Origin of the sequence: Amycolatopsis rifamycinica, from assembly GCF_000695625.1 — a bacterium.
Lineage (GTDB): Bacteria > Actinomycetota > Actinomycetes > Mycobacteriales > Pseudonocardiaceae > Amycolatopsis > Amycolatopsis rifamycinica.
In genome coordinates, this window is record NZ_JMQI01000047.1 from 242,059 (window position 1) to 257,671 (window position 15,613).

A 15,613-nucleotide genomic window follows, 5' to 3' on the forward strand; every position below is an offset into this window, starting at 1 on the left:
AGCTCAGCCGCCGATCCCGGTCATCGAACGGACTTCCATCTCCGCCTGCTTTTCCGCGTCCGCCTTCGGCCGTCCCACCAGCGTCCCGACGAACCCGCAGAGGAACGAGAACGGGATCGACACCAGGCCCGGGTTCTTCAGCGGGAACCAGGCGAAGTCGAGGCTCTTGAAGATCGCGTCCGGGGCGCCGGAGACGACCGGCGAGAACAGCACCAGCAGCAGGCACGCGATCAGGCCGCCGTACATGCCCCACAGCGTGCCGGTGGTGTTGAACCGCTTCCAGAACAACGAGTACAGCAGCGTCGAGAGGTTGGCCGACGCCGCCACCGCGAACGCCAGCGCCACCAGGAACGCGACGTTCTGCCCGTTGGCCAGCACCCCGCCGGCGATCGCCAGCACGCCCACCACGATCGCGGTCAGCCGCGCCACCCGGACCTCGTCCGCCGGCTCGGCCTTCCCGCGCTTGAAGATGTTCGCGTACACGTCGTGGGCGAACGAGGCCGACGCGGTGATCGTCAGCCCGGCCACCACCGCGAGGATGGTCGCGAAGGCCACCGCGGCGATCACGCCCAGCAGCAGCGTCCCGCCGATGTGCAGGGCCAGCAGCGGCGCCGCCGAGTTCTCCCCGCCCGGGGCGTTCTTGATCTCGTCGGCCCCGACCAGCGCGGCCGCGCCGAAGCCGATCACCAGCGTGCACCCGTAGAAGATGAGCATGCACACGGTGGCCCACACGACCGAGCGGCGCGCCTCCAGGGAGTTCGGCACCGTGTAGAAGCGCATCAGCAGGTGCGGCAGCGAAGACAGGCCGAGGACCAGCGCGAGGGCGAGCGACACGAAGTCGAGCTTGGTCGTGCCGTCCTTGCCGTAGGAGCCGCCCGGTTCCAGGAGGCGCTCGCCCAGCGGGCTCTTCTCGGTCGCGGCCGACAGCAGGTTCGAGAAGCTGAAGCCGTACTTGCCGAACAGGAACACCGCGATCAGCACGACGGCGAGCATCAGCACGCCGGCCTTGATGATCTGCACCCAGGTGGTGCCCTTCATCCCGCCGACGAGCACGTACAGGACCATGACCAGGCCCACCACGCCGATGATCAGCGCCTGCCCGAGCCGGGTGTGGATGTCGAGCAGCAGGGCGACCAGGCCGCCGGCGCCCGCCATCTGCGCCAGCATGTAGAAGAAGGAGATCACCAGGGTCGACGTCGCCGCCGCGGCCCGGACCGGACGCGGGTTCATCCGGAAGCTGATGACGTCGCCCATCGTGAACCGGCCGGTGTTGCGCGTCAGCTCGGCGATCAGCAGCAGGTCGACCAGCCAGGCGACCAGGAAGCCGATGGAGTAGAGGAAGCCGTCGTAACCGTGGACGGCGATCGCGCCCGCGATGCCGAGGAACGACGCCGCCGAGAGGAAGTCCCCGGAGAGCGCGATGCCGTTCTGGCGCCCGGTGAAGGCGCTGCTCGCGGCGTAGTAGTCCGACGTCGAGGAGCTCCGGCTGCCGGCCCGGTAGACGACGTACAGGGTGATCGCCACGAACAGGGCGAAGACGGTGGTGTTGACGATCGGGTCGCTGGCGGCCAGCCCACCCGCGGCCAGCGCGGTCATCGGCCCTTCTCTTCCGCCAGGCCCGCGCGCGCCCGCAGTTCGGCCACCCGCGGGTCGAGCCGGCGGCGCGCGTAGCGCAGGTAGAGCCAGGTGATCAGCGCGGTGCTGACGAACTGGCCGAGGCCGAGCAGGATGGCCACGTTGACCTCGCCGAACACCTTGCGGCTCATGAAGTCGTGCGCGTACGCGGCCAGCAGCACGTACGTCATGTACCAGGCGAAGAACGCGAAGCTGAGCGGGAAGACGAACCCGCGGAACCGGCGGCGCAGCGAAACGAACTCGGGGCTGGCCTGGATCGCGGTGTAGTCGGGGCCCGCGGGGGCGGACCGGTGGGGCGGGCCGCCTGCCGGGCCGGGCCCGGCGGGCAGGACCGGGATCCGGCTCGTCTCCTCGAGGGCGTTGCCCGGCGTGGGCCGCGCTACGTCGTACATGGTGCCTCCGGCAGGGGTGCCTCCGTGGCGGCGGGCCCCGGGGCGTCTGCGGACAGGGCGCCGGGCCGCCCTTGCGGACTGCGAGGGCACATCGTAACTACGCCATCCGGTGGCCGGCGAAGGTGGCCGACCGTCCGGTCGGTCCGGATGCGGGTATTCGTTTTCCTTCCGGCGGCGTCGAATGGGTGACCGGCGACGACGCCGTGCGGAGAACGCCCCGGAATGCCGAAAAGAATTGTGACGGCACGTTGTCAAGGCGGCACTTCGCTGCAGCGAACGGAGTAACGGCGTTGATTCTCCTGTCAGGATGGTCACTCAAAGTAGTGGAAAGCGGGGTGGCGAAGGGGTGGCGGGTGTCCCCGCGTCCCGGGAAGATGGGGAAGATCCACTGGTCAGCATGGGGTTCCGAAAGAAATCACCGGGTCGGGTCGGGGGACTGCGCAACGCCACAACATCGGGCACATCTTGAGACTTGACCCACCCGTTGGTGGTACGCAGTGTAGATCGACCGAGGGATGCTGCTACCCTGCCTGGGCTAATCGGGTGACCGCCGGATGCGACCGGTCCGCAGTCCGGTAACCGGAATTGCCTCTTCGGCGGCGGTGACACGGAATGTCCGGTGCCGTGTCCGGCCGGGAAAGCACTTTTCGCAGGTCAGCGCCCGAACGGGGAAGACAATTGACCGGCATGGCATCGGGGGTACGATTCTTTGGCCCAGCTGACCGCAGCGATCGATTGGCACCGATAAAGTTGATCTCGATCACCGTGCACAACGCAAGTTGCGACGTGCACGTGCAGAGTCCCGGGCACCGTCCCGGGCACGGGACGGCGAGGCGGTGCCTGCCCGGCGACGGGCGCGCGGACGGCGGGGCGGCCCGGGACGAGCGAGGGCGCCGGGGAAGCGGCAAGGTGGGGACGGCACGGCCGTCCGACGGCCCGTCGCGACCCGGGACGCCGCGCCGCCGACGCGGATCCATGACGCCGGACAGGGAGTCACTCACGTGACCGTTGCAGGAGAAGGTCAGGTGCCCGTCGGGGAACTGCTCGGCCGAGCGCCCCGGCGGTCGAAGGGGCAGGCTTTGTGGCGCGCGCTCGTGCAGTGGCGCGACTGGAGCCTGCCCGTCAAGCTTTCGGCCGTCACGGTCGTGCCCATCGTCCTCGCCCTCGTGCTGGGCGTCGCCACCATCGCCGCGCAGGTCGGCCGCTCGGACGAGTACCAGCGGCTCGACCGGCTCGTCGCGCTCGGCGCCGGGGTCCGCACGCTCACCGCCGCCCTCCAGCAGGAGCGCACGGTGACCTCGGCGATGCTGACCGAGGGCACCGTCGGCGGCACCCCCGAGCTGGCCGCGGCGCGCAAGGCCACCGACGCCGCGACCGGCCCGTTCACCGCGGAGCAGGCTCGCGCCGCCGAAGCCGAGCCCGGCGTGGCCGGGGCCGCGGGCGCCGCGTCGGCCCAGATCGGCAACCTCGCCTTCCTGCGCCGCCAGGTCGACGCCGGCCAGCTCGACCCCGGCCAGGCCATCACGGCGTACTCCGGCCTCACCGGGTCGCTCATCAGCCTCGACACCGCGGCCACCGCGGGCGCCGGCGACGGCACCCTCGGCGGCCTGCCCGCCGGACTGCACGAACTGCTGGTCGCCGGCGAGCAGGTGTCGCTCAGCCAGGCCCTCGTCTCCTACGGCATCGGCCGCGGCGGGCTGACGCCGAGCGAGCTGGCCACCCTGCGCGCCGCCGAGCTGCGGCTCGCCGACCGGCTCGTCGACTTCCGCTCCGCGGCGGGCGACACCCTGCAGCGCGACTTCGCCGCGATCGCCGAGGGCACGCAGGCGCAGAGCCGCGCCCGGATGGTCGAGATGGTGCTGAACGCGCAGAGCAGCGCGGTGGACGACGCGTTCCGCGCGCTGCCCGCCGCGGACTGGGCCGCCGCCTCCGCGGCGATGCGCGCGCAGATCGCCGGCGTCGCCGACCGGCTCGGCGCGTCGGCGTCGCGGACCGCGGCCGACCTGGTCGACTCCTCCAGCAGCGGGGCCGGCCTGCTCGCGGTGGTGCTGTTCGCGGCGATGGTGCTGGCCGTCGCGGTCGTCTTCCTCATCACCCGCCAGCTGCTGCGCTCGCTGAAGGTGCTGCGCCGCAGCGCCCTCGACGTCGCCGAGACCGCGCTGCCGGAAGCGGTCCGCAACATCCAGGAGGGCCGCGCGCAGGGCACCGACGTCCGGCCGGTCGGAGTGCACACCGACGACGAGGTCGGCGAGGTCGCCCGGGCCTTCGACAAGGTGCACCACCAGGCGCTGCGGCTGGCGACCGAGCAGGCCGCGATGCGGACCGGCTACGGCAGCGTCTTCGTCAACCTGTCGCGGCGCAGCCAGAGCCTGGTGCAGCGGCAGCTGCAGCTGATCGAGCAGCTCGAGCGGGACGAGGAGGACGCCGACCAGCTGGCGACGCTGTTCCAGCTCGACCACCTCGCCACCCGGATGCGGCGCAACAACGAGAACCTGATGGTGCTCTCGGGCGCCGAGCCGGGCCGCCGGTCCGGGAAACCGGTCGGCACCACGGACATGCTCCGCGCCGCGGTGTCGGAGATCGAGCAGTACCAGCGCGTGCAGGTGCAGCCGCCGCCCCCGGCGCGGATCGTCGGCTACGCCGCGAGCGACCTGATGCGCCTGGTCGCCGAGCTGCTGGACAACGCCGCGGCGTTCTCCGCGCCGGAGACCACGGTGACCGTGGCGTCGCGGCTGGGCGAAGACGGCTCGCTCCACATCGACATCCTGGACAAGGGCATCGGGATGAACGAGTGCGAGGTCATCGAGGCCAACACCCGGCTGACCGAGGCCGGGTCGGTCGACCTGGTGACGTCGAGGCGGATGGGCCTGTTCGTCGTCGGCCGGCTGGCCAGCAGGCACCGGATCGGGGTGTCGCTGCACGGCGGCAAGGACATCGTCGGCGTGCGCGCCACGGTCGTGGTCCCGGCGGAGCTGGTGATGCCGGTGACCGACGGCCCGGCGACCGGCCCGATCGGCGCCCTGCAGCGGCACCCGGCGAGCCCGTCGGCGGGCAACCAGCTGCCGCGCCGCCCGGTCAACGGCGCGGCCCGCCCGCGGCCGGTGGTGCCGCAGCAGCCGGCGATGGGCGAGGAGCGGTGGCCGTCGGCGAGCGACCTCGCCGGGCTGTCCGGCGGCCGCCCGCCGTCGGACCTGGAGATTTCCGGCACGGCGCTGTTCGCCCCGATCGAGAAGGACGACGACGTCCCGCCGCCGCGCCCGGCGGTGCCGCAGCTGCCCGCGGTGCTGCCGCTGCCGCCGGGCCGGCCGCCGCGCGAGGACGTCCTCCCGGCGGGCAAGGACCTGTTCACGGCCAACGAGACGACGCTCAGCGACTGGTGGCAGGAGGCGACCGCGGGCCAGGAGCCGCCCCCGCCGGCCCCGGCCGCGGACCGGTCGGAGACGACGCCGATCTTCGACGAGATGCTGTCGGCGTGGTTCCGCGAGGACAAGCCGGCCGCGGACGAGGAACCGGCGGCCTCCCCGGAGGCGCCGCCGGAGGAGCGCCGCAGCTGGGACTTCGCGAGCGACGAGAACTTCCGCACGGTCCAGGAGGTGACGAAGGCCGAGCCGACGGCGTTCACGGAGGCGGGCCTCCCGCGCCGCCGCCGCGGCGAGCAGCTCCTCCCGGGCAGCGCGATCCCGCCCTCCCCGGCGGCCACCCCCAAGCCGGCCCCGGCCCGCCCGGACCTCCCGGTCCGCGACCCGGCGGACGTGCGAGGGCGCCTCAGCAGCTTCCAGCAGGGCGTGAACCGCGGCCGCCGCCAGGCCGCGGCCAAGCGAACCCGCCCGACCCAGCCGACGCCGGGCTCGGCGGGGACGCCGGTCCAGGGCCTGGGCACGGCCCAGTCCGCGGCCCAGGCGGCCGAGCTGGCCCAGCCGGCGGCCGAGCAGAGCGCGGGTTCGGCTCAGCCGACGGCCGCGCAGGGCGCTCCGGCGGGTTCGGCGCAGGCTGGGCCGGCGGTGTTCGGCCAGCTGGGGCAGCCCGTGGGTTCGGCGCAGCAGGCAGCTGGTCCGGCGGCTGCGGAGGGCTCGGCGCAGGGCGCTCCGGCGGGTTCGGCGCAGGCCGGGCCGGCGGCGTTCGGTCAGCCGGGGCAGCCCGTGGGTTCGGCGCAGCAGGCAGCTGGTGCAGCGGCTGCGGAGGGCTCGGCGCAGGGCGCTCCGGCAGGTTCGGCGCAGCAGGCTGGTCCGGCGGTGCTCGGTGAGCCGGGGCAGCCGGTGAGTTCCGACCAGCAGGCCGTGGACTCGGCGCACACCGGGGCGCAGGCACAGCCGACAGCCGAGCAGGGCGCGGGCCCGGCCCAGCAGGCAGCTGGTTCGGCTGCCCAGAGCTCGGCGCAGGCCGGTTCGGCGCACCGGCCGGTCGCCGCCGGGCAAGGCGTCCCGCAGGAGCCGGGCTTGGGCGAGCAGGAGCCGGGTTCGGAGCAAGCCGCGCCGCAGGCCGCTCAGCAGGCACCTGCAGCCGCCCCGGCGGCGCCCGCGGCCGCTCAGCAGGCACCCGCGGCCGCTCCGGTGGCACCCGCGGCCCCGCAGGCGCCCGCAGCCACCCCGCAGCAGCCCGACGAGACCCCCCGGCCCCCGGCAGGCGGCGCCCTCCCCGTCCGCCGTCCGGCCGGAACCGCCATCCCGGCCGCGAACGCCGCGAACGCCGCGAACGCCGCGAACGCCGCGAGCACCGCGAGCGGCTCCACCTCGGGCACCCTCCCGCAGCCCGGCGGCCGCCACCCGGACGTCTTCCAGGAGTCCGGCCTGCTGCCGGTCGGGAACGGCCGTCCCGCTGTCCCGCCGTCCTTCCTGCCCAGCCGGAAGGGGCCCGAGACGCCCGCTCCGCGCGGCGAAGAGACCGCCGTCGAGGCCACCGCCGAGTGGAACTTCGGCCCGGATGACAGCTGGCGCGCGGTGCAAGCGGTGTCCCAGTCGACACCCTCCACCTTCACTTCGGCAGGATTGCCCCGGCGCCGTCGCGGGGAGCAGCTGCTCCCGGGCAGCGCCGGACCGTCCACCGGGGCCACGGCCCCCCGACCACAACGGGACGCACACGACGTGCGCGGCCGCCTGCGGAGCTTCCAGCAGGGCATCGAGCGCGGGCGCCACCGCACCGCACAGGCGGCCGAGACCAACCACGAGACCTTGGAGGGTGAATGACCTCGCCGAGTAGCGCTCAGCCGACGCAGAACCAGTTCGGCTGGCTGGTGAACGACTTCGCGGAGCGGGTGCCCGGCGTGGCCCACGCCGTGGTCGTCTCGGCGGACGGCTTGCTGCTGACCGCGTCGAACCGGCTCCCGCTCGACCGGGCCGACCAGCTCGCCGCGGTCGCTTCCGGGCTGGTCAGCCTCACCCAGGGCGCGGCCCGCTGCTTCGAAGCCGGCGCGGTCAACGAGACCGTCGTCGAGATGGAGCTGGGCATCATGGTGCTCATGTCGATCAGCGACGGCTCCTGCCTGGCCGTGCTCGCCGCCCCCAACTGCGACATCGGCCAGGTCGCCTACGAGATGACGATGCTCGTCGACCGGGTCGGCCAGATCCTCACCCCGGAGCTGCGCGCTCAGCTCCAGGGCTCCGGGGGGTCGCTGATCGGCGAACCGGTGGGATGATGGCGCGATGAGCACGGGGTCCGGATTCGACGGCGAACCACCCGCGGGGCACAGCTCCGCCGGGCGAGGGGACGACGGCACGTTCGCCGACGTCCTCAACGGGTTCACGCTGGATTCCGGCCGTGCCCGCCGGAAGCGCAAGAAGAGCAAGGAGTCCCCGCAACCCCCGGCCGCCGGTGCGTACGCGGCCGCGGATCCGCCGGCGCCCGCGCCGTCGGCCGACCAAGGAGATCGTGTGACCTCGTTAGTCTCGCCACCCGGCAGTACCGACGGGGACAGCCCCAGACCGGGCGGGCTGTTCGACCCGGGGCCACCCAGCGGCGAGTTCGTCATGCCCGCGGTGTTCGAGCAGCCGCCCGCGCCCGAGGAGCTGACGGCGATCGTCCGCCCCTACGCGCTGACCGGCGGCCGCACGCGCGCGAATTACGCCCTGGAGCTGGAGACACTGATCTCCGCGAAGGACTACGCTGCCACCGGTGGCTTCCCCGAAGTGGCCGCGGAGCAGATCGAGTGCATCTCGATCATGGAAGAGTGCCGGACCCCCCGTTCGGTCGCCGAGATCGTGTCGGCGCTGCGGGTGCCGCTGGGGGTGGCCCGGGTACTGATCAGCGACGCGGCGGACGCGGGGCTGGTCACGGTGCACAAGACGATTACGGGCAATGACGGCGCCGAGGCACATCTGGTGTTGATGGAAAGGGTTTTGAGTGGACTCCGTCGGCTTTAAGGCACCGCGGGACACCGCGCCCCCGACCATGACATCCGCCAAGATCGTGGTGGCCGGCGGCTTCGGTGCGGGGAAGACGACCTTCGTCGGGTCGGTGTCGGAGATCGTGCCGCTGACCACCGAGGCGATGATGACCGACGCCAGCGTCGGGGTCGACAACCTCGACCACACGCCGGGCAAGTCGACGACGACGGTGGCGATGGACTTCGGCCGGGTGTCGCTGGACGCGGACCTGATCCTGTACCTGTTCGGCACGCCCGGGCAGCAGCGGTTCTGGTTCATGTGGGACGACCTGGTCCGCGGCGCCATCGGCGCGGTGGTGCTGGCCGACACGCGCCGGCTGGCCGACTCGTTCGCGCCGATCGACTTCTTCGAGGACCGCGGGCTGCCGTACATCGTCGGCATCAACACGTTCGACGGCGTGCTGGAGCACGACATCAACGACGTCCGCGAGGCCCTGTCGATCGACCCGAACATCCCGATCGTCCGCTGCGACGCCCGGGACCGCGAGTCGACCAAGCAGACGCTGATCACGCTGGTCGAGTACGCCATGCGGCAGTGGATCGCGCTGCGGGCGGCCAACGCGCGCTGAGGCCGCCGGGGCCCGGGACACGCCCGGGCCCGCGGAGGCGCCGCTCACGCGCGGCGGAAGCGCAGCAGCACGACCTGGCCGTCGAAGGTGCGCGATTCCACCAGCTCCAGGCCGAGCCGCGCGGTGCCCTCGGCGAACGGGCGCTTCCCGCCGCCGAGGACGACCGGGTGCACGAACACCTGGTATTCGTCGACGAGGCCGCGCGCGGTGAGTTCGGCGGCCAGGTCGGCGCCGCCCATGAGCAGTACGTTCTCGCCCGCTTCGGCCTTCAGGGACGCCACCGCTTCCGCCAGGTCGCCGCCGAGGACGCGGGTGTTCCAGTCCGCCTTCTCCAGCGTCCGCGAGAACACCACCTTCGGCTTCGCCCGCCAGACGGGCGCGAACGCGATGTCGTGCGGGTGGTCCGAGATCGACTCCGCGGCCGGCCAGTACGCGGACATCATGTCCCAGACCTTCCGCCCGTAGGCGAACTCGCCGGAGCGCGCGCTCAGCTCCTGCGAGTAGGCCGACAGCTCCGGGCCCATGACCGGCCAGTCGAACTCGCCGTTCGGTCCCTCGACGCAGCCGTCGAGCGAAGTGTGGACCGCGTAGACGATCTCGCGCATTTTCCGTCTCCTCCTGTTCGGGGCCTGACACGGGGAGGTCGGAGCCGCGACCGGCGACCGGACACGGCCGGCGGGGAAAACTTTCAGTACTCGTCGTGGCGGCGCCACCACGAGCTGGGCGCGTCGTCGCCGCGGCTCTCCTCTTCCCACGCCTCCTGCCGGCCCAGCGGCGTGACGTCGAGGTACCGGTGCGACGACAGGAACATCTCCCCGCCGCGGCCCGAGGTGAAGTAGGTCCGGTAGACGTCGTCGCCGTCGCGGAGGAAGACGCTGACGCCGAAGCCCATGCCGACGCCGCAGTCGTCGGGGAAGTCGTTGCCGTGCGCGGACACCCACGGCACGTCCCAGCCCATGCGCGTCTTGTACCGCTCGATCTCGGCGAGCGTCGCGGGCGCGACGACCGTCAGCGTGACGTCGCGGGCGTGCAGGTGGGCCAGGTGCGGCAGGTTGTCGACGACCAGCGAGCAGCCGGGGCAGCCGTCCTGGTCGCCCGGGTGCAGCATGAAGTGGTAGACGATCAGCTGCGAGCGCCCGTCGAACAGGTCGAGCAGGCTCTTCCTGCCCTCGGCCGACTCGAATGCGTACGGCTTGGTGAAGGGGACCATCGGCAGGCGGCGGCGCTCGGCGGCGAGGTGGTCGCCCGCCTTCATGTGCGCCTTCTCCTTGGCCAGCAGCGCGTCGCGCGCAGCCTGCCACTCTTCGGGCGAAACGATCGGGGGCAGGGCTCGCTGGGTCGCCGTCATCGGTCTTCCTCTCTTCGGTGGTGGATGAAGCCGGTCAGGTCGGCGAAGCTGGAGGTCCAGCCGTCGTGGTGGCCGTCGCGGTCGGCGGGGGTGGGGAAGCCGGTCTGGACGAAGGTCATCTCGGTCTTGCCGTCGAAGTCGGCGAAGTCGATCGTCACGAGGGTCTCGGTGCGCAGGTCGCCCTCGGTGTCCCAGACGAAGGTGAACACCAGCCGTGCGGGGGCGGTGATCTCGCGGTAGACGCCGTGCATCCAGTGCTCGTCGCCGTCGGGGGAGCGGATGCAGGCCCGCCAGGCGCCGCCGGGCCGGGTGGCGAGGGTGACGGCGGAGCCGGTGTAGCCGTGCGGTCCGAGCCAGCTCGCCAGCTGGTCGGGGTCGATCCAGGCGGCGAAGACGAGCTCGCGCGGGGCGTCGAAGACGCGCGTGATGGTGAGGTCAGGCATCGCCGGTCAGGCTCCTCAGGTGGTCCTCGAGGCGGTCGAACCCGCCCTCCCAGAACCGGCGGTAGGTCGCGACCCAGTCGGCGACGTCTTCGAGGGGCTTGGCCGCCAGCCGGCAGGGCCGCCACTGGCGGGTGCGGCCGCGGGTGATCAGCCCGGCCTCTTCCAGCACCTTCAGGTGCCGGGACACCGCGGGCAGGCTCATCGGGAACGGCTCGGCGAGCTCGTTCACCGTCGCTTCGCCGGCCGAGAGGCGCGCGAGGATGGCGCGCCGGGTCGGGTCGGCGAGGGCCGAGAACGTCCGGCTCAGCGTGTCGGTCATTTCACCATCCTGTTAATTAACGAACTCCTTAAATATAGGTCCGAGCTGGCGGAAGTCAAGGTTCTCGCGGGCTGCCGTGAGAGCCGCGTCACTGGTCCTCGGGTTTCCAACAGTAGGAAGCCAAAGTATTTTGGAGGGATGAGCAGCGACCTGTACCGTCCCGTGCACCCCGTCCGGTTCGTGACGGCGTCGAGTCTGTTCGACGGCCACGACGCGTCGATCAACATCATGCGGCGGATCCTGCAGTCGCAGGGCGCGGAGGTCGTTCATCTCGGCCACAACCGATCGGTCGACGAGGTGGCGACCGCGGCCATCGCCGAGGACGTCCAGGGTGTCGCCATCTCTGCTTACCAGGGCGGGCACGTCGAATACTTCTCCTACCTGGTCGAGCTGCTGCGCGAGCGCGGCGCCGGCCACATCAAGGTCTTCGGCGGCGGGGGCGGGGTGATCGTGCGCGAGGAGATCGAGCTGCTGCACTCGCGCGGCGTCGCCCGCATCTTCTCGCCCGAGGACGGCTACGAGATGGGCCTGCCGGGCATGATCAACTTCATGATCAAGGCCTGCGACGTCGATCTCGCGGCCGAAGCGCCCTCGCTGGACAAGGTGCTCTCCGGGGACGTCGCCGCGCTCTCGCGGGTCATCACCCAGTTGCAGGCCGAGCGGCTGTCCGGCGACCTGCTGAGTGGCCTCACCGAGGCCGCGGGCCGGCGCGAGGTGCCGGTGCTCGGCATCACCGGCACCGGCGGCTCGGGCAAGTCGTCGCTCACCGACGAGCTGATCCGCCGCTTCCGCCTCGACCAGGAGGACAAGCTGCGGATCGCGGTGCTCGCCGTCGACCCGTCGCGGCGCAAGGGCGGCGGGGCGCTGCTCGGCGACCGCATCCGGATGAACTGCCTGGACGGCTCGCCGGTGTACTTCCGCTCGCTGGCCACGCGCACGACGTCGGGGGAGATCCCGGCCGGGCTGCGCGAGTCGATCCTGGCCTGCAAGGCCGCCGGGTACGACCTGGTGATCGTCGAGACGCCGGGTATCGGCCAGGGCGACGCCGGGATCGTCGACTTCGTCGACGAGTCGCTGTACGTGATGACGCCGGAGTTCGGCGCCGCGTCGCAGCTGGAGAAGATCGACATGCTCGACTTCGCCGACGTCGTCGCGATCAACAAGTTCGAGCGCCGCGGCGCCGAGGACGCCCGCCGCGACGTCGCGCGCCAGCTGGTGCGCAACCGCGAGGCCTTCTCTTCGGCGCCGGAAGACATGCCGGTGTACGGCACGAGCGCGGCGAAGTTCAACGACGACGGCGTCACCGCGCTGTACCAGCACCTGCGCGGGATGCTCGCCGAGCGGGGTCTCGGCGTGTCCGCGGGGACGCTGCCGGAGGTCGAAGGCAAGGTCTCGACCGATGCCTCGACGATCATCCCGGGCCACCGGTCCCGGTACCTGGCCGAGATCTCGGAGACCGTACGCGGCTACCACGCGAAGACCGCGCAGCAGGTTGCCGCCGTCCGCAAGCGCGACGCGTTGGCTGTCGCACGCGAAGAACTGGCCAAGGTGGACGCCTCGACCGACGCCCTCGACGGGCTGCTCGCCGCCGCCGAGTCCGATGTGGACGCCGAATCGACGAACCTCCTCGAGCGCTTCAAGGCTTTGTCGCAGGAGTACCGCCAGGACGAGCTGGTCGTGAAGGTCCGCGACAAGGAACTGCGCACGCAGCTGTGGCGCGAAACGCTGTCCGGCAACCGGATCCCGCGCGTCGCCCTGCCGCGCTACGCCGAGTCCGGCGAGCTGCTGTCGTTCCTCCGCCGCGAGAACCTGCCGGGTTACTTCCCTTACACGGCGGGTGTTTTCCCGTTCAAGCGCGACGGGGAGGACCCGGCGCGGATGTTCGCCGGCGAGGGTGACGCGTTCCGCACCAACCGGCGGTTCAAGCTGCTGTCGGCCGACTCGGAGGCCAAGCGGCTGTCCACCGCGTTCGACTCGGTGACGCTCTACGGCCACGATCCCGACACCCGCCCCGACATCTACGGCAAGGTCGGCACGTCGGGCGTGTCCATCGCGACGCTCGACGACATGAAGGCCCTCTACGACGGTTTCGACCTGACCGCGCCGAACACGTCGGTGTCGATGACCATCAACGGTCCGGCGCCGACGATCCTCGCCTTCTTCCTCAACACGGCGATCGACCAGAAGCTGACGGCGTTCCGCGACGAGCACGGCCGCGAACCGTCCGACGCCGAAGCCGCCGAGCTGCGCGAATGGGTGCTGCGCACCGTCCGCGGCACGGTCCAGGCCGACATCCTCAAGGAGGACCAGGGCCAGAACACCTGCATCTTCTCCACCGAGTTCAGCCTCCGGATGATGGCCGACATCCAGGAGTGGTTCATCGAGCACGGGGTCCGCAACTTCTACTCGGTGTCGATCTCCGGCTACCACATCGCCGAGGCCGGGGCGAACCCGATCTCGCAGCTGGCGTTCACGCTGTCCAACGGCTTCACCTACGTCGAGTCGTACCTCGCGCGCGGCATGGACATCGACGACTTCGCGCCGAACCTGTCGTTCTTCTTCTCCAACGGCATGGACGCGGAGTACTCGGTGCTGGGCCGGGTGGCGCGGCGGATCTGGGCGGTGGCGATGCGCGAGCGCTACGGCGCCAACGAGCGGTCGCAGAAGCTCAAGTACCACGTGCAGACGTCCGGGCGGTCGCTGCACGCGCAGGAGATGAGCTTCAACGACATCCGCACCACGCTGCAGGCGCTCTGCGCGCTCTACGACAACGCGAACTCACTGCACACCAACGCCTTCGACGAGGCGATCACCACGCCGTCGGAGTCGTCGGTGCGCCGCGCGATGGCCATCCAGATGATCATCAACAAGGAGTGGGGCCTGTCGAAGAACGAAAACCCGCTGCAGGGTTCGTTCATCATTGACGAGCTGACCGACCTGGTCGAGGAGGCCGTGCTGGCCGAGTTCGACCGCATCTCCGAGCGCGGCGGCGTGCTCGGCGCGATGGAGACGGGCTACCAGCGCGGCCGGATCCAGGACGAATCGATCCTGTACGAGCGCAAGAAGCACGACGGCTCGCTGCCGATCATCGGCGTCAACACGTTCCGCAACCCGCACGAGGGCGAATCCGACGCCGAGGTCGAACTCGCGCGGGCCACGGAGGCCGAGAAGCAGTCCCAGCTGGACCGCCTCGCGGACTTCCAGCGCCGCCACCACGAGGAGGCCCAGCAGGCGCTCAAGGCGCTGCGCGAGGCGGCCACCCGCGGCGGCAACCTGTTCGGGGTGCTGATGGACGCCGCGCGGGTGTGCTCGCTGGGGCAGATCACGGAGGCGTTCTTCGAGGTGGGTGGCCAGTACCGGCGCAACGTCTAGCTTCGGCGACGCCAGAAGGTCGGCCGCCACCAATAGAGCGCGGTCGGGTCGGCCGGCCATGGTGCGTGACCGGTGCCCATGGGCTCGAAGTCGTCGACGGTGAGGTCGATGGGACGCCAGCCGTCGTCGAGCGGTTCGTCGGGGGCGGCCATGCGGACGATGCCGGTGAAGCGGTACTCCATCGCCCCCATCTCGGCGTAGGCGCGCTGGGCGTCGATCAGCGAAAGGGAATTCGCCCCACCGGGCCGGTCGGGCCACCGCAGCTGGATGTCGTCGTCTTCCCAAAAGCACACCGAGCAGATCTCGTAGCTGCCGGGGCGCTCGGTGTACGTGCGGTGCCCGCAACACGGGCACGGGTACTTGGCCGGGGTGTCCACAACTGATCACTCTGGACACCCCGGCCGTGGCCGGTCAACTTGGTTGGCGCACGGCCTTCAGCTGCCAGACCGGCACCAGGACCCGGCCGTCCGCGTCGGTGTCCATCCCGGTCAGGTCGGCGGCGTCCGCGCCCAGCACCACCCGGACGCTCTGCCGCAGCTCTTCCGCCGTCATCGACGTCGTGTAGAGCGTCCGCTCGAGGCGCTCGATCGTCCACTCCCGGCCGACCGTCTCTCGCAGGTTGGCCTCGCTGATCAGGTACGGCGCCGGGAACCCTGCCGGCACCTCGTCCGAGAAGCAGAACAGGTGCAGCGTCGCGCCCGGCCGGGTCGCGCGGGTCAGCGCCGCCAGGTACGCGCGGCGCTGGTCCTCGTCGAGACAGTGGTAGAGCGCGCTGTCGAGGACCGTGTCGAAGCTGCCTTCGTACCCTTCGAGCTTCGTCGCGTCGGCGACGGCGAAGGTGACGCCCGGCGCGCGGGTGCGGGCCTGTTCGATCGCCGACGGCGCGCCGTCCAGGCCGGTCACCTGCAGGCCGCGTGAGGCGAGGAACGCCGAGTTGTCCCCGAGGCCGCAGCCGATGTCGAGGACGTCGCCGGTGAATTCGCCGGCGTCGGCGAGCGCGACGACCGCGGGTTGCGGAGCGCCGAGGTCCCACGGCATCTTGCGGCCCATCGGCGTGGTGCCCTGGTAGAGCTGCTCGAAGTCGACGTCCTGGACGTCCATGACGACCCCCTATTCAACATATGATGAGATAACTCCATCGTGCGGCTGTTCGTGG

The 15,613-nt window shown here is 71.5% G+C and carries 13 protein-coding genes; 5 read left to right on the top strand and 8 right to left on the bottom strand.

All coding sequences use genetic code 11. The features are described from left to right. Nucleotides 1-3 precede the first annotated feature (3 nt). Both DV20_RS22785 and DV20_RS22790 read right to left on the bottom strand, forming a co-directional pair. Nucleotides 4-1,596, bottom strand: coding sequence for a solute symporter family protein (locus DV20_RS22785; protein WP_043783486.1), 1,593 nt, complete (start codon nt 1,594-1,596; stop codon nt 4-6). Beyond that, entirely contained in the window at nt 1,593-2,027 is a 435-nt protein-coding gene (locus DV20_RS22790) for a DUF485 domain-containing protein (protein WP_043783488.1), read from the bottom strand. Before DV20_RS22790 ends, DV20_RS22785 begins: the two co-directional genes overlap by 4 nt. A gap of 1,025 nt (nt 2,028-3,052) precedes the next feature. Here DV20_RS22790 and DV20_RS22795 point away from each other — a divergent pair. The 4 genes from DV20_RS22795 to DV20_RS22810 are packed head-to-tail and all read left to right on the top strand — an operon-like array spanning nt 3,053 to nt 8,975. After that, nucleotides 3,053-7,210, top strand: a complete 4,158-nt coding sequence (locus tag DV20_RS22795; RefSeq protein WP_043783490.1) for a nitrate- and nitrite sensing domain-containing protein — start codon at nt 3,053-3,055, stop codon at nt 7,208-7,210. Continuing rightward, the gene (locus DV20_RS22800; RefSeq protein ID WP_004561253.1) at nt 7,207-7,659 is read left to right on the top strand and encodes a roadblock/LC7 domain-containing protein; all 453 of its coding nucleotides are present in this window, start codon (nt 7,207-7,209) and stop codon (nt 7,657-7,659) included. Before DV20_RS22795 ends, DV20_RS22800 begins: the two co-directional genes overlap by 4 nt. 7 nt (nt 7,660-7,666) lie before the next feature. After that, nucleotides 7,667-8,383 (top strand): DUF742 domain-containing protein, encoded by a 717-nt coding sequence (locus DV20_RS46695; protein ID WP_235190920.1) that lies wholly within the window; start codon nt 7,667-7,669, stop codon nt 8,381-8,383. A gap of 28 nt (nt 8,384-8,411) precedes the next feature. Then, nucleotides 8,412-8,975, top strand: coding sequence for a GTP-binding protein (locus DV20_RS22810; RefSeq protein WP_004561255.1), 564 nt, complete (start codon nt 8,412-8,414; stop codon nt 8,973-8,975). Nucleotides 8,976-9,019: 44 nt separating this feature from the next. Here DV20_RS22810 and DV20_RS22815 read toward each other — a convergent pair whose 3' ends face one another. The 4 genes from DV20_RS22815 to DV20_RS22830 form a co-directional block, all read right to left on the bottom strand. After that, nucleotides 9,020-9,580, bottom strand: coding sequence for a dihydrofolate reductase family protein (locus DV20_RS22815; protein WP_043783497.1), 561 nt, complete (start codon nt 9,578-9,580; stop codon nt 9,020-9,022). A gap of 83 nt (nt 9,581-9,663) precedes the next feature. Next, nucleotides 9,664-10,323, bottom strand: a complete 660-nt coding sequence (locus DV20_RS22820) for a DUF899 domain-containing protein (protein WP_043783499.1) — start codon at nt 10,321-10,323, stop codon at nt 9,664-9,666. Beyond that, nucleotides 10,320-10,766, bottom strand: a complete 447-nt coding sequence (locus DV20_RS22825) for an SRPBCC domain-containing protein (protein WP_043783500.1) — start codon at nt 10,764-10,766, stop codon at nt 10,320-10,322. Before DV20_RS22825 ends, DV20_RS22820 begins: the two co-directional genes overlap by 4 nt. Further along, nucleotides 10,759-11,085 carry an ArsR/SmtB family transcription factor gene (locus DV20_RS22830; RefSeq protein WP_043783502.1) on the bottom strand — a complete coding sequence of 109 codons (327 nt, stop codon included), beginning with the start codon at nt 11,083-11,085 and terminating at the stop codon, nt 10,759-10,761. Before DV20_RS22830 ends, DV20_RS22825 begins: the two co-directional genes overlap by 8 nt. A gap of 138 nt (nt 11,086-11,223) precedes the next feature. Between DV20_RS22830 and icmF the strand changes: the two genes are divergently transcribed. Further along, a complete protein-coding gene (icmF, locus tag DV20_RS22835; protein ID WP_043783503.1) occupies nt 11,224-14,457 on the top strand; it encodes a fused isobutyryl-CoA mutase/GTPase IcmF in 3,234 nt (1,077 codons plus the stop codon). On the opposite strand, the gene DV20_RS22840 is transcribed toward icmF, so the two are convergent. Both DV20_RS22840 and DV20_RS22845 read right to left on the bottom strand, forming a co-directional pair. Continuing rightward, nucleotides 14,454-14,834, bottom strand: a complete 381-nt coding sequence (locus DV20_RS22840; protein WP_043783505.1) for a CPCC family cysteine-rich protein — start codon at nt 14,832-14,834, stop codon at nt 14,454-14,456. The two genes, icmF and DV20_RS22840, sit on opposite strands and share 4 nt — an antisense overlap. Before the next feature lie 34 nt (nt 14,835-14,868). Next, on the bottom strand, nt 14,869-15,558 hold the full coding sequence (locus DV20_RS22845; protein WP_043783507.1) for a class I SAM-dependent methyltransferase: 690 nt from the start codon (nt 15,556-15,558) through the stop codon (nt 14,869-14,871). Nucleotides 15,559-15,613 lie beyond the last annotated feature (55 nt).